The organism is Actinomycetospora atypica, from assembly GCF_042653685.1.
GTDB classification, from domain to species: Bacteria; Actinomycetota; Actinomycetes; order Mycobacteriales; family Pseudonocardiaceae; genus Actinomycetospora; species Actinomycetospora atypica.
Map to the genome: position 1 here is coordinate 181,148 of NZ_JBHSIV010000001.1, position 18,172 is coordinate 199,319.

Annotated in this window: 21 protein-coding genes; 13 read left to right on the forward strand and 8 right to left on the reverse strand. The window is 74.5% G+C overall.

What is annotated here, in order from left to right; all coding sequences use genetic code 11:
• The first annotated feature begins 105 nt into the window (after window positions 1–105).
• The 6 genes from ACFPBZ_RS00965 (at window position 106) to ACFPBZ_RS00990 (ending at window position 2,757) form a co-directional block, all read left to right on the forward strand.
• Complete coding sequence (locus tag ACFPBZ_RS00965) at window positions 106–531, forward strand: TlpA family protein disulfide reductase (protein ID WP_378034107.1); 426 nt, start codon at window positions 106–108, stop codon at window positions 529–531.
• 57 nt (window positions 532–588) lie between these two features.
• Window positions 589–675 carry a putative leader peptide gene (locus tag ACFPBZ_RS00970; protein ID WP_352231083.1) on the forward strand — a complete coding sequence of 29 codons (87 nt, stop codon included), beginning with the start codon at window positions 589–591 and terminating at the stop codon, window positions 673–675.
• Window positions 676–781: 106 nt separating this feature from the next.
• Window positions 782–1,624: a sulfurtransferase gene (locus ACFPBZ_RS00975; RefSeq protein ID WP_378034108.1), complete on the forward strand. Its 843-nt coding sequence runs from the start codon at window positions 782–784 to the stop codon at window positions 1,622–1,624.
• The gene (locus ACFPBZ_RS00980) at window positions 1,624–1,923 is read left to right on the forward strand and encodes a DUF1416 domain-containing protein (protein ID WP_378034109.1); all 300 of its coding nucleotides are present in this window, start codon (window positions 1,624–1,626) and stop codon (window positions 1,921–1,923) included. Before ACFPBZ_RS00975 ends, ACFPBZ_RS00980 begins: the two co-directional genes overlap by 1 nt.
• A 76-nt stretch (window positions 1,924–1,999) precedes the next feature.
• Window positions 2,000–2,125 carry a hypothetical protein gene (locus tag ACFPBZ_RS00985; RefSeq protein ID WP_378034110.1) on the forward strand — a complete coding sequence of 42 codons (126 nt, stop codon included), beginning with the start codon at window positions 2,000–2,002 and terminating at the stop codon, window positions 2,123–2,125.
• Between the two features lie 8 nt (window positions 2,126–2,133).
• A complete protein-coding gene (locus ACFPBZ_RS00990; RefSeq protein ID WP_378034256.1) occupies window positions 2,134–2,757 on the forward strand; it encodes a heme-binding beta-barrel domain-containing protein in 624 nt (207 codons plus the stop codon).
• 48 nt (window positions 2,758–2,805) lie between these two features.
• Here ACFPBZ_RS00990 and ACFPBZ_RS00995 read toward each other — a convergent pair whose 3' ends face one another.
• A complete protein-coding gene (locus ACFPBZ_RS00995) occupies window positions 2,806–3,459 on the reverse strand; it encodes a hypothetical protein (RefSeq protein ID WP_378034111.1) in 654 nt (217 codons plus the stop codon).
• A gap of 125 nt (window positions 3,460–3,584) precedes the next feature.
• Here ACFPBZ_RS00995 and ACFPBZ_RS01000 point away from each other — a divergent pair, with 125 nt between their 5' ends.
• From ACFPBZ_RS01000 to ACFPBZ_RS01015, 4 genes are all read left to right on the forward strand, one after another.
• On the forward strand, window positions 3,585–4,037 hold the full coding sequence (locus tag ACFPBZ_RS01000) for a Fur family transcriptional regulator (RefSeq protein ID WP_465251501.1): 453 nt from the start codon (window positions 3,585–3,587) through the stop codon (window positions 4,035–4,037).
• Window positions 4,034–5,146: a CAF17-like 4Fe-4S cluster assembly/insertion protein YgfZ gene (ygfZ, locus tag ACFPBZ_RS01005; protein ID WP_378034112.1), complete on the forward strand. Its 1,113-nt coding sequence runs from the start codon at window positions 4,034–4,036 to the stop codon at window positions 5,144–5,146. Before ACFPBZ_RS01000 ends, ygfZ begins: the two co-directional genes overlap by 4 nt.
• Entirely contained in the window at window positions 5,143–6,084 is a 942-nt protein-coding gene (locus ACFPBZ_RS01010; RefSeq protein WP_378034113.1) for a threonine ammonia-lyase, read from the forward strand. Before ygfZ ends, ACFPBZ_RS01010 begins: the two co-directional genes overlap by 4 nt.
• An 89-nt stretch (window positions 6,085–6,173) precedes the next feature.
• Window positions 6,174–6,740, forward strand: a complete 567-nt coding sequence (locus ACFPBZ_RS01015) for an RsiG family protein (protein ID WP_378034114.1) — start codon at window positions 6,174–6,176, stop codon at window positions 6,738–6,740.
• On the opposite strand, the gene ACFPBZ_RS01020 is transcribed toward ACFPBZ_RS01015, so the two are convergent.
• Complete coding sequence (locus tag ACFPBZ_RS01020) at window positions 6,737–7,663, reverse strand: DUF8083 family protein (protein ID WP_465251502.1); 927 nt, start codon at window positions 7,661–7,663, stop codon at window positions 6,737–6,739. The genes ACFPBZ_RS01015 and ACFPBZ_RS01020 overlap by 4 nt on opposite strands.
• Before the next feature lie 136 nt (window positions 7,664–7,799).
• On the opposite strand from ACFPBZ_RS01020, the gene ACFPBZ_RS01025 reads away from it, so the two are divergent.
• Both ACFPBZ_RS01025 and ACFPBZ_RS01030 read left to right on the forward strand, forming a co-directional pair.
• Window positions 7,800–7,988 (forward strand): DUF3073 domain-containing protein, encoded by a 189-nt coding sequence (locus ACFPBZ_RS01025; RefSeq protein ID WP_378034116.1) that lies wholly within the window; start codon window positions 7,800–7,802, stop codon window positions 7,986–7,988.
• Between the two features lie 135 nt (window positions 7,989–8,123).
• Window positions 8,124–8,342, forward strand: a complete 219-nt coding sequence (locus ACFPBZ_RS01030; protein WP_378034117.1) for a hypervirulence associated TUDOR domain-containing protein — start codon at window positions 8,124–8,126, stop codon at window positions 8,340–8,342.
• A 265-nt stretch (window positions 8,343–8,607) separates the two neighbouring features.
• Here the strand turns inward: ACFPBZ_RS01030 and purM are convergent, their stop codons facing one another.
• The 5 genes from purM to ACFPBZ_RS01055 form a co-directional block, all read right to left on the reverse strand.
• Complete coding sequence (purM, locus tag ACFPBZ_RS01035) at window positions 8,608–9,669, reverse strand: phosphoribosylformylglycinamidine cyclo-ligase (protein ID WP_378034118.1); 1,062 nt, start codon at window positions 9,667–9,669, stop codon at window positions 8,608–8,610.
• Window positions 9,666–11,237 (reverse strand): amidophosphoribosyltransferase, encoded by a 1,572-nt coding sequence (gene purF, locus ACFPBZ_RS01040; protein WP_378034119.1) that lies wholly within the window; start codon window positions 11,235–11,237, stop codon window positions 9,666–9,668. The genes purM and purF overlap by 4 nt, the downstream gene beginning before the upstream one ends.
• A 146-nt stretch (window positions 11,238–11,383) precedes the next feature.
• On the reverse strand, window positions 11,384–13,570 hold the full coding sequence (locus tag ACFPBZ_RS01045; RefSeq protein ID WP_378034120.1) for a putative bifunctional diguanylate cyclase/phosphodiesterase: 2,187 nt from the start codon (window positions 13,568–13,570) through the stop codon (window positions 11,384–11,386).
• Window positions 13,563–14,366 carry an SAM-dependent methyltransferase gene (locus tag ACFPBZ_RS01050; RefSeq protein WP_378034121.1) on the reverse strand — a complete coding sequence of 268 codons (804 nt, stop codon included), beginning with the start codon at window positions 14,364–14,366 and terminating at the stop codon, window positions 13,563–13,565. Before ACFPBZ_RS01050 ends, ACFPBZ_RS01045 begins: the two co-directional genes overlap by 8 nt.
• A 106-nt stretch (window positions 14,367–14,472) precedes the next feature.
• Window positions 14,473–14,904, reverse strand: coding sequence for a sterol carrier family protein (locus ACFPBZ_RS01055; protein WP_378034122.1), 432 nt, complete (start codon window positions 14,902–14,904; stop codon window positions 14,473–14,475).
• A 21-nt stretch (window positions 14,905–14,925) separates the two neighbouring features.
• On the opposite strand from ACFPBZ_RS01055, the gene ACFPBZ_RS01060 reads away from it, so the two are divergent.
• Window positions 14,926–15,600 (forward strand): SGNH/GDSL hydrolase family protein, encoded by a 675-nt coding sequence (locus tag ACFPBZ_RS01060; protein ID WP_378034123.1) that lies wholly within the window; start codon window positions 14,926–14,928, stop codon window positions 15,598–15,600.
• 60 nt (window positions 15,601–15,660) lie between these two features.
• Here the strand turns inward: ACFPBZ_RS01060 and purL are convergent, their stop codons facing one another.
• Window positions 15,661–17,970 (reverse strand): phosphoribosylformylglycinamidine synthase subunit PurL, encoded by a 2,310-nt coding sequence (gene purL / locus ACFPBZ_RS01065; protein WP_378034124.1) that lies wholly within the window; start codon window positions 17,968–17,970, stop codon window positions 15,661–15,663.
• Window positions 17,971–18,172: the final 202 nt, after the last annotated feature.

Consider the following 18,172-nt stretch of genomic DNA (forward strand, 5'->3'; position numbering starts at 1 on the left):
GCCCCGCACCGGGGGCATCGGTGGATCTCCACGGGCCGCTGCCTACGGTGAGGACGTCCGGGCGGGCGGGCCCGGGCACGTGAGGTACTCGGAGGGGTGTGGGCCATGACGGCGGCCGTCGTCACCCTGGTCGTGATCGTGGCGGCCGGGATCGTGGTGCTCACGACGGGGCTGGTCCTGCGCCGGCGGAGGACCTCGGCCCCGGCGCCCGCGCCGGTGGCCACCGGGCTGCCGCCCGACCTGACGGCCCGCGAGGGCGGCCTGGTGCTCCTCCAGATCTCCTCGGCGTTCTGCACGCACTGCCGCGACACGCGCACCGTGCTCGGCGACGTCGCCGCGGAGCTGCCGGGGCTCGTCCACCGCGACGTCGACCTGGCGAGCCGCCCGGAGCTCGTCCGGCTGCTGGGCGTGCACCGGACCCCGACGACGCTGCTGGTCGACGGGCACGGCCGGGAGCTCCTGCGTGTCGACGGCGTCCCCCGCCGGGCGGCCCTGGTGACGGCCGTCGAGCGGCATCTGCGCGCCGCCTGACCCCCGTCCGCCGACGACGGGTGACCGCACGGGTGACGGGCCGGTAGCGTGGCGCGCGTGGACGAGGGCCTGACACGACGCCGCGCAGTGGACCTGTGCCGCGTCGACAGCTGCCTGTGTCCCGGCGCCCGCCGCGCGGCCTGATTCCTCCTCGCTCACCGAGGACCCCTGCGCGCGGCCAGTCCCGGCCCGTTCCCGTAGTCCCGGCCTCGATGCGCCGGGCGAGTCAGTACCCGATGAGGAGTCACGCATGAGCCGCCAGGACGCCCTGGTCACCGCCGACTGGGCCGAGGAGAACCTCGACGCCCCCGGTGTGGTGTTCGTCGAGGTCGACGAGGACACCACCGCCTACGACGGCGGGCACATCCCCGGCGCCGTCCGGATCGACTGGAAGACCGAGCTGCAGGACCAGGTCCGCCGCGACTTCGTCGACAAGGCCGGCTTCGAGAAGCTGCTGTCGTCCAAGGGGATCTCGAACGACGACACCGTCGTCCTCTACGGCGGCAACAACAACTGGTTCGCCGCCTACGCCTACTGGTACTTCAAGCTCTACGGCCACACCGCCGTGAAGCTGATCGACGGCGGGCGCAAGAAGTGGGAGCTCGACGGCCGCAAGCTCGACACCGCCGTCCCCGAGCGCCCGCAGACGCAGTACACCGCGCAGGAGCAGGACCTCTCGATCCGCGCCTTCCGCGACGAGGTCGTCGACGCGATCGGCACCAAGAACCTCGTCGACGTCCGCTCGCCCGACGAGTTCTCCGGCAAGCTCCTCGCCCCGGCGCACCTCCCGCAGGAGCAGGCGCAGCGTGGCGGCCACATCCCCTCGGCCCTCAACGTGCCGTGGTCGAAGGCCGCCAACGAGGACGGCACCTTCAAGTCCGACGACGAGCTGCGCAAGCTCTACTCCGAGCAGGGTCTCGACTCGTCGCGCTCGACGATCGCGTACTGCCGGATCGGCGAGCGCAGCTCGCACACCTGGTTCGCGCTGCACGAGCTGCTCGGCGAGACCGACGTCAAGAACTACGACGGCTCCTGGACCGAGTACGGCTCGCTCATCGGCGTCCCGGTCGAGCTCGGCGACGGGAAGTCCTGATGTGCGGCGCGCCTGAGCAGACCGCCGACCTCCCCGCCGGGACGGACCTCACCAAGGAGTCCGTGCTGGTCGGGCGGGTGACCAACGGCGGCTCCCCGGTGGGCGGTGCCTTCGTGCGCCTGCTCGACTCGACCGGCGAGTTCACCGCCGAGGTGGTGGCGTCGGCGACCGGCGACTACCGCTTCTTCGCGAAGCCCGGCACGTGGACCGTCCGGGCGCTGTCCCGGTCGGGCAACGGCCAGGCCGACGTCTCGGTGGGCGGCCCCGGCCTCTACACCACCGAGGTCCCCGTGGGGTAGGTCGCTCCGACCGACGTGCCACGCGCCCGTCCCGCCCCTCCCGGGCGGGGCGGGCGTGCGTCGTTAGGGTGGTGGCGTGGCCTGGCTCTACACGGTCCTCCTCGCCGCCACCAGCGCCGGGATCCTCTCCTACGCGCTGGTCCTGACGAGGCGGCTCTTCCGCGACGAATCCCCCCGGAGCACCTCGGAGCAGACGTCGTGAGCGAGGAGATGCCCGAGGGCCTGGGCGGCAACGAGGCGATCCGGGCCGCCGAGGAGCGTGCCGAGCGCACGCGCGGCGCGAACCGCCCGCAGTGGCCCGACCTCCCCGTGCCCGACGACACCGCGAACCTGCGCCTCGGGCCCGACCTGAACGACGCGCTGCTGTCGGTGCTCCCGCTCGTCGGCGTGTGGCGCGGCGAGGGCGAGGTCGTCTACCCGACGATCGACGGCCCGTTCCACTTCGGCCAGCAGATCACCGTGGCCCACGACGGCCGCCCGTTCCTGTCCTGGGAGTCGCGCGCCTGGCTGCTCGACGGCCCGGGCGGCGCCGTGGTGCGCCCCGCGGCCCGCGAGGTCGGCTGGTGGCGACCCCAGGAGGACGGCACGATCGAGGTGCTGCTCGCGCACGTCACCGGCATCCTCGAGATGTACTACGGAACCGCCCGCACGCAGACCTCGTGGGAGCTCTCCACCGACGCCGTGGTGCGCACGGCCAGCGCGAAGGACGTCCAGGCCGCCACCCGGCTCTACGGCATCGTCGACGGCAGCCTCTTCTACGTCGAGGAGCGGGCGATGATGGGCCAGGAGATGCAGCCGCACACCTCGGCGCGGCTCGAGCGCGTCGCCGGGTAGGACCCCAGGCGTCGTCGGGCCCCGGGAGGGGCCCGACGACGGTGCGGGTCAGCTGCCGGCGCCGTCCTCCGGTCCCGACGAGGCCGGCGGCGGCCCCGGGCGCAACGGCACCAGCCCGCCGGGCGGCGGGTAGGGCGGCGGCCCGTACGGGCCGCGGCGCGGGCCCGGCCCCCAGGGGCGCGACGGCCGGCCGCTGTTCGCGACGAGGTCGTCGAGGTGGCCCTTGACCTTGACCAGCTCGTCGAACACCGCGTCGCGCTGCGCGCGCAGGTCGGCCAGCGCCGCCCGCGACTCCGAGTGCTCGGCCAGCAGCGACTCGGCGGCCTTGTTGCGCACCTGCGCGGCCTCCTGCTCGGCGGCCTGCAGGATGGCGCGCAGCCGCTCGTTGAAGGCGCCCACCTGGTCGGGGTCCTGGGCCGGTGGCGGCGTCGGCGCCGAGGGCGCGCCCTCCTGCAGCGTGGCCGCGAGGTCCCGCCGGGGCACCTCCTCGGGAGCCGGACGCCGGCGTTCGCGGACCGCGAGCTGGGCCCGGAGCTGCGCCACCATCCGGCGCAGCCCGGCCACGTGCTCGTCGACCTGCGACCGGTCGTACCCGCGCAGGACGACGTCGAAGTGCGGCCCCTCGGCCTCCTCCGGCGCGTCGGGCAGGTCCAGGTAGTGCTCGGCGTCGGGGGGAGTACGCCCCCGCTCACCCGTCGTCATACATCACCTCGTCGGGGCCGTTCCTGGGGGAGTGAACGTGCCAGCCCCGATGGTAGGGACCCGGTGTGAGGTGGGCGAGACGCCGGAGGGTCGTCGGGCCCGCGGATCGGCCTACCATCGGGTTCGTGGACACCGAACTGCGGCAGACGCTGCACCGACGTGGCCTGCGCATGACCCCGCAGCGCCAGCTCGTGCTGGACGCGGTGTCCGAGCTCGGGCACGCGACGCCGGAGGCCATCTGCACCAAGGTGCAGGAGATCGCCCCGGCGGTGAACATCACCACCGTCTACCGCACGCTCGACCTGCTCGAGCAGCTCGGCATCGTCCGCCACACCCATCTCGGGCACGGCGCCCCCACCTACGCCACCGGCGAGCACGAGCACGTGCACCTGGTGTGCCACCGCTGCGGCCGGGTCGACGAGGTCGACGCCGACCTGCTCGACGACCTGGCGGGGACGCTCTCCGCCCGCGCCGGCTTCACCCTCGACCCCACCCACGTGGCGCTCTCGGGGCTCTGCGCGCAGTGCGAGGCCGACTCCGACGACCCGCTCCCGACCTCCGGGGAGGCCCACGCATGACCCGTTCCCCCCTGCTCGACGCCGACGGCGCGATCGGACGCCAGGACGGCGCCGAGAGCGACGTCCCCGCCCACTTCGGCGACCCCTTCGCCGAGCAGCGCGCCGCGACGCGGCGCGCGGTGGTGATCGACCGGTCCGACCGGGGCACGGTCGTCGTCACCGGGCCCGACCGGCTCTCCTGGCTGCACCTGCTGCTCTCCCAGCAGGTCGCCGACCTGCCCGTGGGCTCCGGCACCGAGGCGCTCGTCCTCGACGTGCAGGGGCGGGTGGAGCATCACGCGGTCACCAGCCACGTCGACGACGCCGTGTGGCTCGACGTCGAGGCCGGGACCGCCGCGGCCCTCGCGGGCTACCTCGAGAAGATGAAGTTCTGGTCCGACGTGGTGGTGCGCGACGCGACCGACGAGTTCGCGCTGCTCTCGCTGGTCGGGCCGCAGGTCGCCGACGTCCTCACCGCCGCCGGGGTCGAGATGCCCGCCGGCGACGCGGGCCCCCTGACCGGGGGCGGCATCGTCCGGCGCAAGCCCTGGCCCGACGGCGGAGCGGTCGACCTCACGGTGCCGCGCGCCGCGCTCGTCGACTGGTGGGGCCGCCTGCGCGGCGCCGGCGCCACCCCGGCCGGGTTCGACGCCTTCGAGGCGCTGCGCGTGGCCTCGCTGCGCCCGCGCCTCGGCCTCGACACCGACGAGAAGACGATCCCCCACGAGGTCGGCTGGATCGGCACCGCGGTGCACCTGACCAAGGGCTGCTACCGGGGTCAGGAGACGGTCTCGCGGGTCTCGAACCTCGGCCGCCCGCCCCGCCAGATGGTGCTGCTGCACCTCGCCTCCGGCGACGACGCGCTGCCCCCGCCCGGCACCCCTGTCCTCACCGCCGAGGGCGGGCGCGCGGTGGGCCGGATCGGCACCGCCGTGCGCCACCACGAGCTCGGCTCGGTGGCGCTGGCGCTGGTCAAGCGCTCCGCGGTCACCGCCGGCGGGGAGCTGTGGGTCGCCGACGACCGCGACGAGGGCGGCACCCCCGGCCCCGCGACCGTCGACCCCGACTCCGTGCCGCCCGACACCGGGGAGCCGCCCGGGCGGGCCGCCGTCAAACGCCTCCACGGATGACCCGGCTCGTCACCCGGGCCGACGTCGACGCCGCCGCGGCCGTCCTCGACGGGGTGGCCGTGCGGACGGCGGTCGAGGCCCTCGACGCCGTGCCCGGGCTGCTGCTCAAGCGGGAGGACACCCAGCCGATCGGGGCCTTCAAGCTGCGCGGCGCCTTCCACGCCGCGTCCCGGCTCGACCCCGCCGTCCGCGCCGCCGGGCTGGTCACGCACTCGAGCGGCAACCACGGGCGCGCCCTGGCGTGGACCGCGGCCCGGCTCGGGGTGCCCTGCACGGTCGTCGTTCCCGACGACGCCGTCGAGGCCAAGGTCGACGCCATGGCCGCCCTGGGCGCCCGCCTGGTGCGCGTGCCCGCCGACGAGCGCGAGCAGGCCGCGGACGCGGTCGTCGCCGAGACCGGCGGGGCGCTCGTCCCGCCGTTCGACCACCCCGACGTGATCGCGGGCCAGGGCACGGTCGGCGCCGAGATCGCCGCGCAGGTGCCCGGGCTCACCCGGGTGCTGGTCCCGGTCGGCGGCGGCGGGCTGATCTCCGGGATCGCGGCCGCCCTGGCGGGCACCGGGGTGTCGGTGGTGGGCGTGGAGCCCGAGCTCGCCGGCGACGCGGCCGAGTCGAAGCGCACGGGCCGTCCGGTGCGCTGGGACCGCGCCCGGGTGGCCCGCACCGCCGCCGACGGACTGCGGGCCGCGCAGCTCGGCGCGCTCACCTGGCCCCACGTGGAGGCGCTCGTCGACGACGTCGTCACCGTTCCCGAGGAGGCCCTCGGGCGGGCGGCGCGGCTCCTGCACGCCGCGGGGGTCCCGGCCGAGGCCAGCGGCTGCGTCGCGACGGCGGGGGCACTCGTCCATCCGGACCTGGTCACCGACCGCACCGTGGCCGTGGTGAGTGGCGGGAACGTCGACCCCGGCTGGATCGCCCGGGTCCTCGCCGCCCGATAACGACCGGCGCCCGCGCGTCGGTGTCCGGTCGACGCCTCCGCTCCCCGGGTGGGTGACAGCGGCGACGGTCCTCCCGCACCATGGAGGGCATGATCGAGTTCCGGCAGGGTGGTCGGCGGCGCCTCGACCGCGTCCTCGACCCCGGATTCCTCGCCGAGATCGGGGAACGGTCGCTGGAGGAGCTCCGGGCGATGCGCGACGACGCCGCCCAGGAGGAGACCGACCTGTCCTACCTGCGCCGGCTGCTGCACGCGCGCATCGACATCGTGCGCTTCGAGGAGCACCGCCGGCACGGGGGCGACCCCGACGCGTCGGTGGTCGACGCGCTCCCCCGGATCCTGGCCGACAACGCCATCGGCCCGGCCGCCGGACGCGGGCGGCACAACACCGTGCAGCCCTCGCGCGCCGAGTCGCACCGCCGCCACGTCGAGGCGCTCCTCGCCGACACCGGCCTCTCCGACGTCGCCTCGCTCTCCGACGCCGAGCTCGCCCAGTCGGTCGAGGCGTACACCGCCGAGGAGGGCTCGGTGTCCGACCACCGCATTCAGGTGCAGCAGGTCATGGACGCCTGCAACGAGGAGATCGGCCGCCGCTACCGCGACGGCAGCGCCTCGATCGACGAGCTCCTCGCCCGCGAGCGCGGCGCGACCGGCTAGTTCGCGCGTTCGCGGATGGCGCGACCGGCCCAGAAGTCCCGCAGCCGGCGGTAGCTGGTCATGGCCTTCTCCGCGTCGCCCTCGCGCAGGGCGCTCAGGGCCGCCGTGACGTCCTCGGCCGAGGTGTCCCCGGCGAGGGTCTCGTCGTCCACCAGCTGCACCAGCCCGCCGTAGTCGAGCTCCACCAGCGAGCCCGCGTCGAAGTGCCGCAGCCAGCGCGCGGTGTCGCGCAGGACCTCGGACGGGCCCCCGTCGCCGAGGGTCGAGCTGAGCAGCTCGGCCGCCGAGTCGGCCCGGGCGAGGGCGTCGGCCATCCCGACCCGCCAGTAGCAGCGGCGGCGCAGCCCGGGGCCGTCGGCGGTCGCGGGGTCGTCGTGCGCCAGGACGAGCACGCGGTCCGACGCCTCGACGAGGACGAACCACGGCAGCGGCACCGTCCAGGTGGCCGACACGACGTGCGTGGCCGAGTCCCCGAGCTCGGAGACCACGGCCTCGGCCCTCGAGCGCACCGTGGGCTCGTCGTGGTGCAGGGCGGCGGCGCGCAGCACGGGCGACTCGGTGGACAGGAACCCGACGAGGGCCGCCGCGGCCCGCGGCCGGGTGTCGAGGGGGCAGACGAGGGTGCCGGGGCCGAAGCGGGGCGGGGTCGGCGCGCCCTCCCCCGCCGCCGGGGCGTCGGCCCCGTCGGCCAGCAGGACGTCCGCCGGGCCCTCCGCGGGGCTGCCGTCGGCGCGCTCGCCGGGCAGCAGACGCACCGGGAGACTCAACTGTGCTCGTAGACACACGTCGCGTTCACGGAGGCCCGCTTGGGTGACCGGGATCGCTCCACGTGCCAGTCCGGCCCGCACACGCTGGGCCAATGGCCCGGGGAGCGACCCCAACGGCTCGTAGACGCGGAGGTAGCAGACGAACGGGGCGGGCACGGGCGCGATGGTGCCATGTCACGTCGCACCGGCGTTCGGACACACGGTATGCTCGTGCCACGAGCATTTCTACGAGATGAGGGGGGCCGCCGGATACTCCGGCCGCCCCCCGCCCTGTTCGAGGGGGTCATTGCCCATGGGACGCGGACGAGCCAAGGCGAAGCAGACGAAGGTCGCTCGCGAACTCAAGTACAGCTCCCCCACCACGGATTTCGATGCGCTTCAGCACGAGCTGAGCAGCGGAGACACCTTCCTGCGTCGTCCCGTGGACGACGAGGAGCCGGCTGACTCGCGCTACACCGAGTACAGCTACGACGAGCGTTGATCCCCCGGGTGGGCCTTCCTCCTCGCGCTTGATCGCCCCGGAGCAGGGGCATCCCGCGCCGTCCGACGTCCGCTTCTCCAGGGACGTGGACGGGGCGCGATGCCGTGTGCGCATCGCCGGGATCGGAGGAGCGCGATGACGAAGGCCTTCAGCAAGGGCGACGCGGTCAAGTGGAACTGGGGCAACGGTGAGGGCGAGGCCAAGGTCTCGGAGGTCCACACCGAGCGGGTCGAGCGCAAGATCAACGGCAAGAACCAGACCCGCAACGGCAGTGACGACAACCCGGCCTACGTCCTCGAGCAGGAGGACGGCCAGAAGGTGCTCAAGCTCCACAGCGAGCTGAAGAGCGACTGAGCACACACACGACGGCGGGCCCCGGGATTCCCGGGACCCGCCGTCGTCGTGTCCGGACCGTCCTGTCACGGGAACCGGTCCGGTCCGGCCGCCTTGTCGCAGTGACTCACGACGACAAGGTGCGGCCGACCGGCAGCAGCCCGCGACAAGGCCGCTACCGGGCTGCCGGTACCGCCGACTCGCTACGGCCTGGCCGCCCGCGCCGCGGAAGCTGGTGCAGCGCGACGCAGGAGCGCTGACCCAGCTGTCCGCTTGGCGCGGCTGCTCAGAAGCGAGGGTGGTCCCCGTAGAGGGTCGCGCCCGCGATCTCCCCGTGGGTCACCCGGCCGATCACCCACGCCGGCACGTGGCGGGCGGTGAGGACGGCGAGTGCCCGGTCGACGTCGTCGGGCGGGACGATGGCGAGCATCCCGACGCCCATGTTGAACGTCGCCTCCATCTCGGAGCGCTCCACCCGTCCGCGGCCGGCGATGAGCTTGAACACCGGGTCGGGGTTCCAGGTGGTGCGGTCGAGGTCGGCGTGCAGTCCGGCGGGGATCACGCGGCCGAGGTTCGCGGTCAGGCCGCCGCCGGTGACGTGGGCGAAGGTGCGGACGTCGGTCTCGGCCGCGAGGGCGAGGCAGTCGCGGGCGTAGATGCGCGTGGGGGTCAGCAGCTCCTCGCCGAGGCTGTGCCCGAACTCCTCGACGTGCCCGTCGAGCGACATGCGCCCGATCTCGAGCAGCACGCGCCGGGCCAGCGAGTAGCCGTTGGAGTGCAGGCCGGAGGCGGCCATGGCGATGACCTGGTCGCCCATGCGGACCCGCTCGGGCCCGAGGACCTTGTCGGCCTCGACGACGCCCACGCCGGTGGCGGAGAGGTCGTAGTGGTGGGGCTCCATGACGCCCGGGTGCTCCGCGGTCTCCCCGCCGAGCAGGGCGCAACCGGCGATGCGGCAGCCCTCCGCGATGCCGGACACGATCGCCTCGACCTTGTCGACGTCGACCTTGCCGATCGCGAGGTAGTCCTGGAGGAACAGCGGCTCGGCGCCGCACACCACCAGGTCGTCGACCACCATCGCGACGAGGTCGAGACCCACCGTGTCGTGCTTGTCGGCCGCCTGCGCCACCGCGATCTTGGTGCCGACGCCGTCCGTGGAGGCCGCCAGCAGCGGCTCGGTGTACTTGTTCGTCTTCAGCGCGAACAGGCCGGCGAACCCGCCGATCCCGCCCATCACCTCCGGACGACGCGTCGAGGCGGCGAGGGGCTTGATGCGCTCGACCGCGTGCTCGCCGGCCGCGACGTCGACCCCGGCGGCCGCGTAGCTCGACCCTCCCGGGCGCGTCACGGGCGCGTGAGGGCGTCCTCGGCGCCGTAGCCGGGGCTGGTGCGGGTGGCCGGGATGGGTAACGGCACCCCCGCCCGGGTGCCGTTCTGGTGCACGACGCTGCCCGAGTCGCCGCACGGGGTGCCGCTCACGTCCTCGAGCAGGTGCTTGCCGACGAGGGCCTCCTCGGGGAGAGCGATGGGGTACTCGCCGGAGAAGCACGCGGTGCAGAGCCGGGAGCGGGGCTGCTCGGTGGCCGCGACGAGGCCCTCCGAGGAGATGAAGCCGAGGGAGTCGGCGCCGACCGAGCGGCGGATGCCGTCGTTCTCGAGGCCGTTGGCGATGAGCTCGGCCCGCGAGGCGAAGTCGATGCCGTAGAAGCAGGGCCAGCGCACGGGCGGCGACGCGATCCGCACGTGCACCTCGACGGCGCCGGCCTCGCGCAGCATGCGCACCAGCGAGCGCTGGGTGTTGCCGCGGACGATCGAGTCGTCGACCACCACGAGGCGCTTGCCCCGGATGACCTCGCGCAGCGGGTTGAGCTTGAGGCGGATGCCGAGCTGGCGGATCGTCTGCGAGGGCTGGATGAAGGTCCGGCCCACGTAGGCGTTCTTGACCAGACCCACGCCGTAGGGGATGCCCGAGGCCTCGGCGTAGCCGACCGCGGCCGGGGTGCCCGACTCGGGCACCGGGATGACGAGGTCGGCCTCGGCCGGGTGCTCCTTCGCGAGCTTGCGGCCGATCTCCACCCGGGTGGAGTGCACGCCGCGCCCGGAGATCGAGGTGTCGGGGCGGGCGAGGTAGACGTACTCGAAGACGCAGCCCTTGGGGTCGGGCGCCGCGAACCGCGAGGAGCGCAGCCCGTCGGAGTCGATCGCGAGCAGCTCGCCGGGCTCGACCTCGCGGACGAAGGACGCCCCGACGATGTCGAGGGCGGCGGTCTCGGAGGCGACCACCCAGCCGCGGTCGAGCCGGCCCAGCACCAGCGGGCGCACGCCGTGGCGGTCGCGGGCGGCGTAGAGCGTGGTCTCGTCGCAGAAGGCGAGGCTGAAGGCGCCCCGCAGGTCGGGGAGCAGCCGCAGGGCCGCCTCCTCCACCCCGAGGTCGGCGGCCGACTCGGCCAGCAGGCCGGTCACCACGTCGGAGTCGGTGGTGGCGCTGATGCGGCCCCGACCCTGGACGACCGCGCCCTCGGGGCGGCGGCGCGCCACGAGCTCTGCGGTGTTGACGAGGTTGCCGTTGTGCCCCAGTGCGATCCCGGTGCCGGCGGTGGTCGTCCGGAAGGTGGGCTGCGCGTTCTCCCAGCTGGGCGACCCGGTGGTGGAGTAGCGGGTGTGTCCGACGGCCATGTGCCCGCGCAGGGAGGACAGGGTCTGCTCGTCGAAGACCTGGCTCACCAGCCCGAGATCCTTGAACACCACGATCTGGCGGCCGTCGGACACGGCGATGCCGGCGGCCTCCTGTCCGCGGTGCTGCAGGGCGAACAGGCCGAAGTAGGTGAGCTTGGCCACCTCCTCGCCGGGCGCCCAGACCCCGAAGACGCCGCACTCGTCGTGGGGGACGTCGTCGGGGACGGGAGGCGGCGCCACGGGTGGCGTTGTCGGGGTTGGCGACGGACCTGGTCCGGCTGCGACCACCGAGGGGCTCCTCGAGAACGGGGATGAGGCGGTCCCCAGGGTACGTGCGTCGGCGGGGTTCGGAGCCGTCACGCTCGCAACACCTCGCCCGGGCAACCTCAGAGGTCGGGCGAGACGGCCGCGAGCTCCGCCGGACCGGGCCACGCCGGGGCGCCGGGGTCGCGCAGCAGCTCGCCGATGTCCTCGCGGGGCAACGCCGCGGCGAAGTGCCAGCCCTGCGCCTCGTCGCACCCGAGCCGGCGCATCCGGGCCGCCTGCGGCCCGGTCTCCACGCCCTCCGCGCACACGATCATCCCGAGCGCGTGCCCGAGGTCGACCAGCGTCCCGACGATGCGCTCGTCGACCGGGTTGGAGACCTCCACGTCGCGCAGGCGCTCCCCGAACGACCCGTCGAGCTTGATCACGTCGACGGGCAGCTTGCGCAGGTAGGACAGGTTCGAGTAGCCGGTGCCGAAGTCGTCGATGGCGATGCGGACGCCGAGCGCGCGCAGCCCGTCGAGCGCCTTGAGCGGGGCGCCCTCGTCGGTGGTCAGCGCCCGCTCGGTGAGCTCGATCTGCAGCAGGCGCGGCGGCAGCCCGGTCTCGGCGAGCACCTCCTCGACGTCGGCGAGCAGGGTCGGCTCGTGCAGCTGGCGCGGCGCCACGTTGACCGACACGAACGGGGCGTCGTCGCCGAACTCGTCGTACCAGCGCTTCGCGTCGCGGCACGAGCGCTCCAGCACCCAGTGCCCCAGCGCGACGATGGCGCCGGTCTCCTCCGCGAGCCCGATGAACCGGCCCGGGCCGAGCACGCCGAGCTTGGGGTGGTGCCAGCGCACCAGGGACTCGACCCCGCCCATCCGGTGGTCGGCCATGGCGACCAGCGGCTGGTAGAGCACGAAGAACTCGTCGCGCTCGATCGCGACCGGCATCGCCGCGGACAGCGCGAAGCGGGTGACCTCGGCCTCGTCGCGCCCCGGGTCGTGCAGCGCGAGCCGGCCGCGGCCGTCGGCCTTCGCCGAGTAGAGCGTGATGTCGGCGGCCCGCATGAGCTCCGAGGCGTCGCCCCCGACGACGGGGCGCTCGACGATGCCGATCGAGGCCGAGGCGCTCAGCTCCTGGCCCGCGAGCTCCAGCGGCTCCGCGAGGGCGGCGAGGACCCGCTCGCCGAGCGCGACGAGCTGGTCGACCCCGCGGGAGTTCTCGACGAGCACCACGAACTCGTCGCCGCCCATGCGGGCGACCAGCTCGCCGTCGGTGGCCTGCTCGGCCAGCCGGACCGCGACCGCCTGCAGCATGAGGTCGCCCACCTCGTGGCCGAGGCTGTCGTTGACCGCCTTGAACCCGTCGAGGTCGAGGAAGCACAGCCCGATCCGGCGGGCCGAGCCCGGCGGCGTCGTCGCGAAGATGCGGTCGAGGCGCTGGGAGAACAGCGCGCGGTTCGGCAGCGTCGTCAGGGTGTCGTGGAAGGCCTGGTACTCGAGGTGTGACTGCAGCTCGTGGCGTTCGGTGACGTCCTCGAGCATCGCGACCTGGTAGGCCGGGCGGCCCCGCTCGTCGCGGACCAGCGACAGCGTCAGGTTGCAGATGATCTCCGAGCCGTCCTTGCGGTAGAACCGCTTCTCGATCCGGAAGTTGTCGAGCTCGCCCGCGAGCAGCCGCTCGTAGTAGACCCAGACCGACGGCAGGTCCTCCGGGTGGGCGAGCTCGCCCACCGTGCGGCGGCGCATCTCCTGGGCCGTGTAGCCGAACATCTGGGTGAGCGCGGGGTTCACCTCGACGATGCGGCCCTGCATGTCGCCGAGCCCGATACCGATGGCGGCCTCGTAGAACATCGCGCGGAACCGGGCCTCGCTGGCGTGCAGCGCCTGCTCGGTCTGGTGGCGGGCGACGATCACCGCGCGGCGGATCGCCTCCTGCTCGTCGAGCGTGCGGTCGCGCAGCGTCGTGGCGTACCCGGCGGCCAGGGCCCCGGTGAGCGCGAGGACGTCGTCGCGCAGGTGGTCCCCGAGCAGCTGCGGCAGACGGGTGGAGAGCAGCAGCAGCGTCCGCTCCACCGTCGAGGGCCCGGTGAAGTGCGCGTGCACGAGCCGCCGGCCGGCGTCGTGCCCGACGGCCACGCGGACCGGGCGGGAGCGCAGGGCGGCGACGAGGTCGGCGCTGATCTCGGTGAGGTACTCGACGAGCTCGTCGGAGCCCATCGGGACGTAGCTCGTCCCCTCGACCTCCGCCGCCCAGGCGCGCGCGAGCTCGGCGACCGCCTCCGCGTCCGTGCGGTCGAGGTGGGTGGTGCTGATATCAGTCACGGCGACCCACACCCGCGTACCCGGTGAACCCCTCGAGGTCGCCGACCACCTCGTGCTCGTCGGGCCGCCACCGCGGAAACAGCACGAGGCCCGGCTCGACCAGGCTGAAGCCGTCGAAGAACGCCAGCACCTCGTCGTGCGACCGCATCGACATCGGGGTGTCCGTGCGCCGGTAGAGCGACACGTGGTCCTCGGCGACGTCGGGCGCGCCGTCGGCGGAGGCGTGGCTGAGGACGAGGTGGCTGCCCGGCGCCATCGCCTCGCGGTAGCCCGCGAGCACCGCGCCCGGCCGGAGCTCGTCGGGGACGAAGTGCAGCAGGGCGACGACGAGCAGGGCGACCGGGCGGTCGAGGTCGAGCGTCGCGCGGGTGACCGGGTCGTCGAGCACGGCGTCGACGTCGCAGAGGTCGGCCTCGACGACGCCGGTGCGCGGGTCGTCGTCGAGCAGGGCCCGGGCGTGGGCGACGGCCACCGGGTCGACGTCGACGTAGACGACCCGCGCGTCGGGGTCCGCGGCCCGCGCCACCTCGTGGACGTTGCCCGCGGTGGGGATGCCGGAGCCGACGTCGAGGAACTGGTCGATGCCCTGGCCGACGCAGTAGCGCACGGCCCGGCGCAGGAAGGCGCGGTTGGCCTGCAGGATGAGCGGCAGCGTCGGCCACCCGTCGACCGCCCGGCGCGCCAGGTCCCGGTCGACCGCGAAGTTGTGGCTGCCCCCGAGGTAGTAGTCGTACATCCGCGCCGCGCTGGGGCGGTCGATGTCGACCTCCCGCGGCGCCCAAGCCGGTCGCACCACGCCGTCTCCCCCCGCCGTCCGCGTGAGCATACGGACAGCGGCGTGTCCGCAGGCCACCGTCGGGCGGCGGGGTCCGGGAGCGGTCGGGGCCGGCCGGTGGAAGGGCTCAGTCCGGCGGGGGGAGTCGGTCCGGGTCGACGAGCGGGAGCCAGTCGCCCACGCGGGCGGCGCGGTGGCCGGACGCCGTGAGGGCGCCGGAGGCGACGGCCGCGTCGAAGGTCGTCCGGCCGAGGGCGAGAGCACACCACGTGCGCGGGTCGGTCTCGACCACGTTCGGTGGTGTGCCCCTCGTGTGACGCGGCCCATCGACGCAGTGTACTGCTCCGAATGGCGGTACACGGACCTCGACGCTGCGGCCGGGCGCTACTCGTTCGAGCGCGGCCAGGGACAGCCGGACGGCCGCCGCACGCTCCGGGCGCGACGGGACCGGCACCTCGTCGTCGGGACGGAGCCCGTCGGGGCGGGCGTCGACCCAGGCGAGGACGCCGGCCAGGGCGGCACGGACCTCGGCGGGGTCGGGGGGACGTCGGTTCGGCATCGTTGTGTGAATCTAGGTCCCATGATCCGCCGGGCGGTACTGCTGCTGGTCCTCCTCGTCGTCGCCGCGTGGTCCCGCGGGCTCGCGGCCGCGCCGACGATGGAGGCCGACCACGCCGCGTACTGGCGCCGGCGGCGCCGCTCCCCGGGCCCCCGCACCCTCGTGGCCCTCGGCGACTCGCTGTCCCAGGGCCTCGGGTCCCGGCGGCCCTCGTCGTCGTGGGCGGGACGGCTGGCCTCGGCCCTGGAGGAGCGCGGCGGGCGGGTGCGGGTGGTGTGCCTCGGCGTGGTCGGGGCGACGGCGGCCGACGTGCTGCGCGACCAGCTCCCCGTGGCCCCGGAGTTCGGCCCCGACACGGTGGTGGCCCTCGCGGTGGGCACCAACGACGCGGCGCAGGGGGTCGCGCCGGAGGAGTTCCGGGAGACCCTCACCCGGCTCTGCGCGGCGCTGCCCGACGGCGCGCTCGTCGCCGACGTGCCCGACCTGCAGCGCGGCCCGGTCCGGGCGGCGGCGGCGGAGCTCTCGGAGGTGGCGCGGGAGGTGGTGGCGTCGTTCCCGGGGCTGCGGCTCGTCCGTCTCGAGGACGCGACGCACCGGATGATGCCGTGGGAGGTCGGGCCCGACCTCGCGCACCCGAACGCGCTCGGCTACCGCCGCCACGGGCGGGCGTTCGTGGCGGCGCTCGACCAGGGCTGAGTGGCAGCGATGGCACATCGCTAACACCGGACGTCAGTCAGGCGCCACGCTCGCCCCACCTCAGTCGTCCAGGACGGCCGGCAGCGTCGCCGCGTGGGCCGTCGCCAGCTCCCCGACGTCGAGCGGGTCGACCCCGGTGATCGCGAGGACGTCCCCGCCGATGTCCCCGAGCCGCGCGGCCGCCTGGCCCGACTCGACGCACAGCCGCGCCAGGTCGGCCTCCGCCTCCGCGGGGACCGAGACGAGCATTCGGGCCGCCGACTCGGAGAACAGGGCCGCGGCGGGGTCGAGCCCGCCGGGCGGCAGGGTCACCGTCGCGCCGACCCCGGAGGCGATCGCGCACTCGACGAGGGCCTGGGCGAGGCCGCCGTCGGAGAGGTCGTGCGAGCCGGAGAAGAGCCCGCGGGCAGCGCCCTCGGCCATGACGCCCGCCAGCCGGGCCTCGGCGCCGAGGTCGCACGCCGGCGGGCGGCCGCCGAGGTGGTCGTGGACCACGCCGGCCCAGGCCGAGCCGTCGAGCTCGTCGCGGGTCTCCCCGAGCAGCCACACCGCGTCGCCCGGGGCGCCGAAGCCGTGGCGCACCGCGCGGCGGACGTCGTCGACGAGGCCGAGGACCCCGACGACGGGGGTCGGCAGGATCGCGGTGGTCGCGGTCTGGTTGTAGAAGCTGACGTTGCCGCCGGTGACCGGGATGCCGAGCTCGACGCAGCCGGTGGCCAGGCCCTCCACCGCCTCGGCGAACTGCCACATGACGCCCGGGTCCTCGGGGGAGCCGAAGTTCAGGCAGTCCGACACCGCGACCGGCCGGGCGCCCGAGGCCGCCACGTTCCGGACCGCCTCGGCGAGGGCCAGCCGGGCGCCCTCGCGCGGGTCGAGCAGGCAGAAGCGGGCGTTGCAGTCGATGGCGAGGGCGATCCCGCGGTCGGCGGCGTCGTCGAGGCGGAGCACGCCCGCGTCGCCCGGGGTGGCCCCGGTGGTGTTGCCGCGGACGTAGCGGTCGTACTGGTCGGTGACCCAGGCGCGGGAGGCGAGCGGCGGCGAGGCGGCCAGGCGCACGACCGTCTCCGCGAGCTCCGCGGGCGTCGTCGGGCGGGCCAGGTCGGCGGTCGTCGCGGCCTGCAGCGCGTCCTGGGAGTCCGGGCGCGCGAGGGGGCGGGAGTAGACCGGGCCGTCGTGGGCGACGGTGCGGGGCGGGACGTCGACGACGACCTCCCCGCCCGCGGTGATCCGCAGGTTCTCGCCGTCGGTGACCTCGCCGATCACGGTGGCGGTGACGTCCCAGCGCTCGCAGACGGCCATGAAGGCGTCGACGTTCTCCGGGGTCACCACCGCGCACATCCGCTCCTGGGACTCCGAGGAGAGGATCTCGGCGGGCGTCATGCCCGTCGCGCGCAGCGGGACGGTGTCGAGGTCGATCTCCATGCCGCCGTCGCCGGCGCTCGCGAGCTCGCTCGTGGCGCAGGACAGGCCCGCGCCGCCGAGGTCCTGGATCCCGACGACGAGGCCCGCGCGGTAGAGCTCGAGGCAGCACTCGATGAGGACCTTCTCGGCGAACGGGTCGCCGACCTGGACGCTCGGCAGCTTCTTGCGGCTCGGCCCGGAGGACCCGTCGGCGTCGCCGAAGGTCTCCGAGGCGAGCACCGACACCCCGCCGATGCCGTCGAGGCCGGTCCGCGCCCCGAACAGGACGATCTTGTTCCCCACCCCCGAGGCGAAGGCCAGGTGGAGGTCCTCGACCCGCAGCACCCCGACGCACAGGGCGTTGACCAGCGGGTTGCCCGCGTAGGTGGGGTCGAAGACGACCTCGCCGCCGAGGTTCGGGAGCCCGAGGCAGTTGCCGTAGAAGCCGACCCCGGAGACGACGCCGGGGAGCACGCGCGCCGTGTCGGGGGCGTCGAGCGGGCCCACCCGCAGCCCGTCCATGACCGCGACCGGGCGCGCGCCCATCGCCATGATGTCGCGGACGATGCCGCCGACCCCCGTGGCCGCGCCCTGGTGGGGCTCGACGTAGGAGGGGTGGTTGTGCGACTCGATCTTGAAGGTGACCGCCCACCCGTCGCCGACGTCGACGACGCCCGCGTTCTCGCCGATCCCGGCGAGCAGGTGCCGGCGCATCTCGTCGGTGGTGGTCTCGCCGAACCGGCGCAGGTGGACCTTCGAGGACTTGTAGGAGCAGTGCTCCGACCACATGACGGCGTACATCGCGAGCTCGGCGTCGGTGGGGCGCCGGCCGAGGATCTCCCGGATGCGCGCGTACTCCTCGTCGCGCAGCCCGAGAGCGCCGTAGGGCTGCTCGCGATCGGGGGTGGAGGCGGCGTGCGCGACGGTGTCGGCGCTCTCGAGGGCGGGCTCGGCGGCCTGGGCGGTCACCCCACGACCCTACTGACGTGGCCCGACGGGTGCGGTCCGCGTGGCGGCGGCCACGACGAGCGTCCGTCAAACGTCCCGGACGGGTGGAATGTGGTTCCCGACCGGTCGACGTGTCATTCGTCGTACGTCACCGACCGCACATCCCGGTCGCGGTGCGTGTCTGACATGTGGGTGGCCGTTCGTGGCCCGACTAGAACATCTC

Excerpts from the sequence above, each read along its gene's own strand:
- ACFPBZ_RS00965 (WP_378034107.1), top strand. The coding sequence starts at position 106 with ATGACGGCGGCCGTCGTCACCCTGGTCGTGATCGTGGCGGCCGGGATC.
- ACFPBZ_RS00975 (WP_378034108.1), top strand. The coding sequence starts at position 782 with ATGAGCCGCCAGGACGCCCTGGTCACCGCCGACTGGGCCGAGGAGAAC.
- ACFPBZ_RS00980 (WP_378034109.1), top strand. The coding sequence starts at position 1,624 with ATGTGCGGCGCGCCTGAGCAGACCGCCGACCTCCCCGCCGGGACGGAC.
- ACFPBZ_RS00990 (WP_378034256.1), top strand. The coding sequence starts at position 2,134 with ATGCCCGAGGGCCTGGGCGGCAACGAGGCGATCCGGGCCGCCGAGGAG.
- ACFPBZ_RS00995 (WP_378034111.1), bottom strand. The coding sequence starts at position 3,459 with ATGACGACGGGTGAGCGGGGGCGTACTCCCCCCGACGCCGAGCACTAC.
- ygfZ (WP_378034112.1), top strand. The coding sequence starts at position 4,034 with ATGACCCGTTCCCCCCTGCTCGACGCCGACGGCGCGATCGGACGCCAG.
- ACFPBZ_RS01010 (WP_378034113.1), top strand. The coding sequence starts at position 5,143 with ATGACCCGGCTCGTCACCCGGGCCGACGTCGACGCCGCCGCGGCCGTC.
- ACFPBZ_RS01015 (WP_378034114.1), top strand. The coding sequence starts at position 6,174 with ATGATCGAGTTCCGGCAGGGTGGTCGGCGGCGCCTCGACCGCGTCCTC.
- ACFPBZ_RS01025 (WP_378034116.1), top strand. The coding sequence starts at position 7,800 with ATGGGACGCGGACGAGCCAAGGCGAAGCAGACGAAGGTCGCTCGCGAA.
- ACFPBZ_RS01030 (WP_378034117.1), top strand. The coding sequence starts at position 8,124 with ATGACGAAGGCCTTCAGCAAGGGCGACGCGGTCAAGTGGAACTGGGGC.
- ACFPBZ_RS01055 (WP_378034122.1), bottom strand. The coding sequence starts at position 14,904 with ATGCCGAACCGACGTCCCCCCGACCCCGCCGAGGTCCGTGCCGCCCTG.
- ACFPBZ_RS01060 (WP_378034123.1), top strand. The coding sequence starts at position 14,926 with ATGATCCGCCGGGCGGTACTGCTGCTGGTCCTCCTCGTCGTCGCCGCG.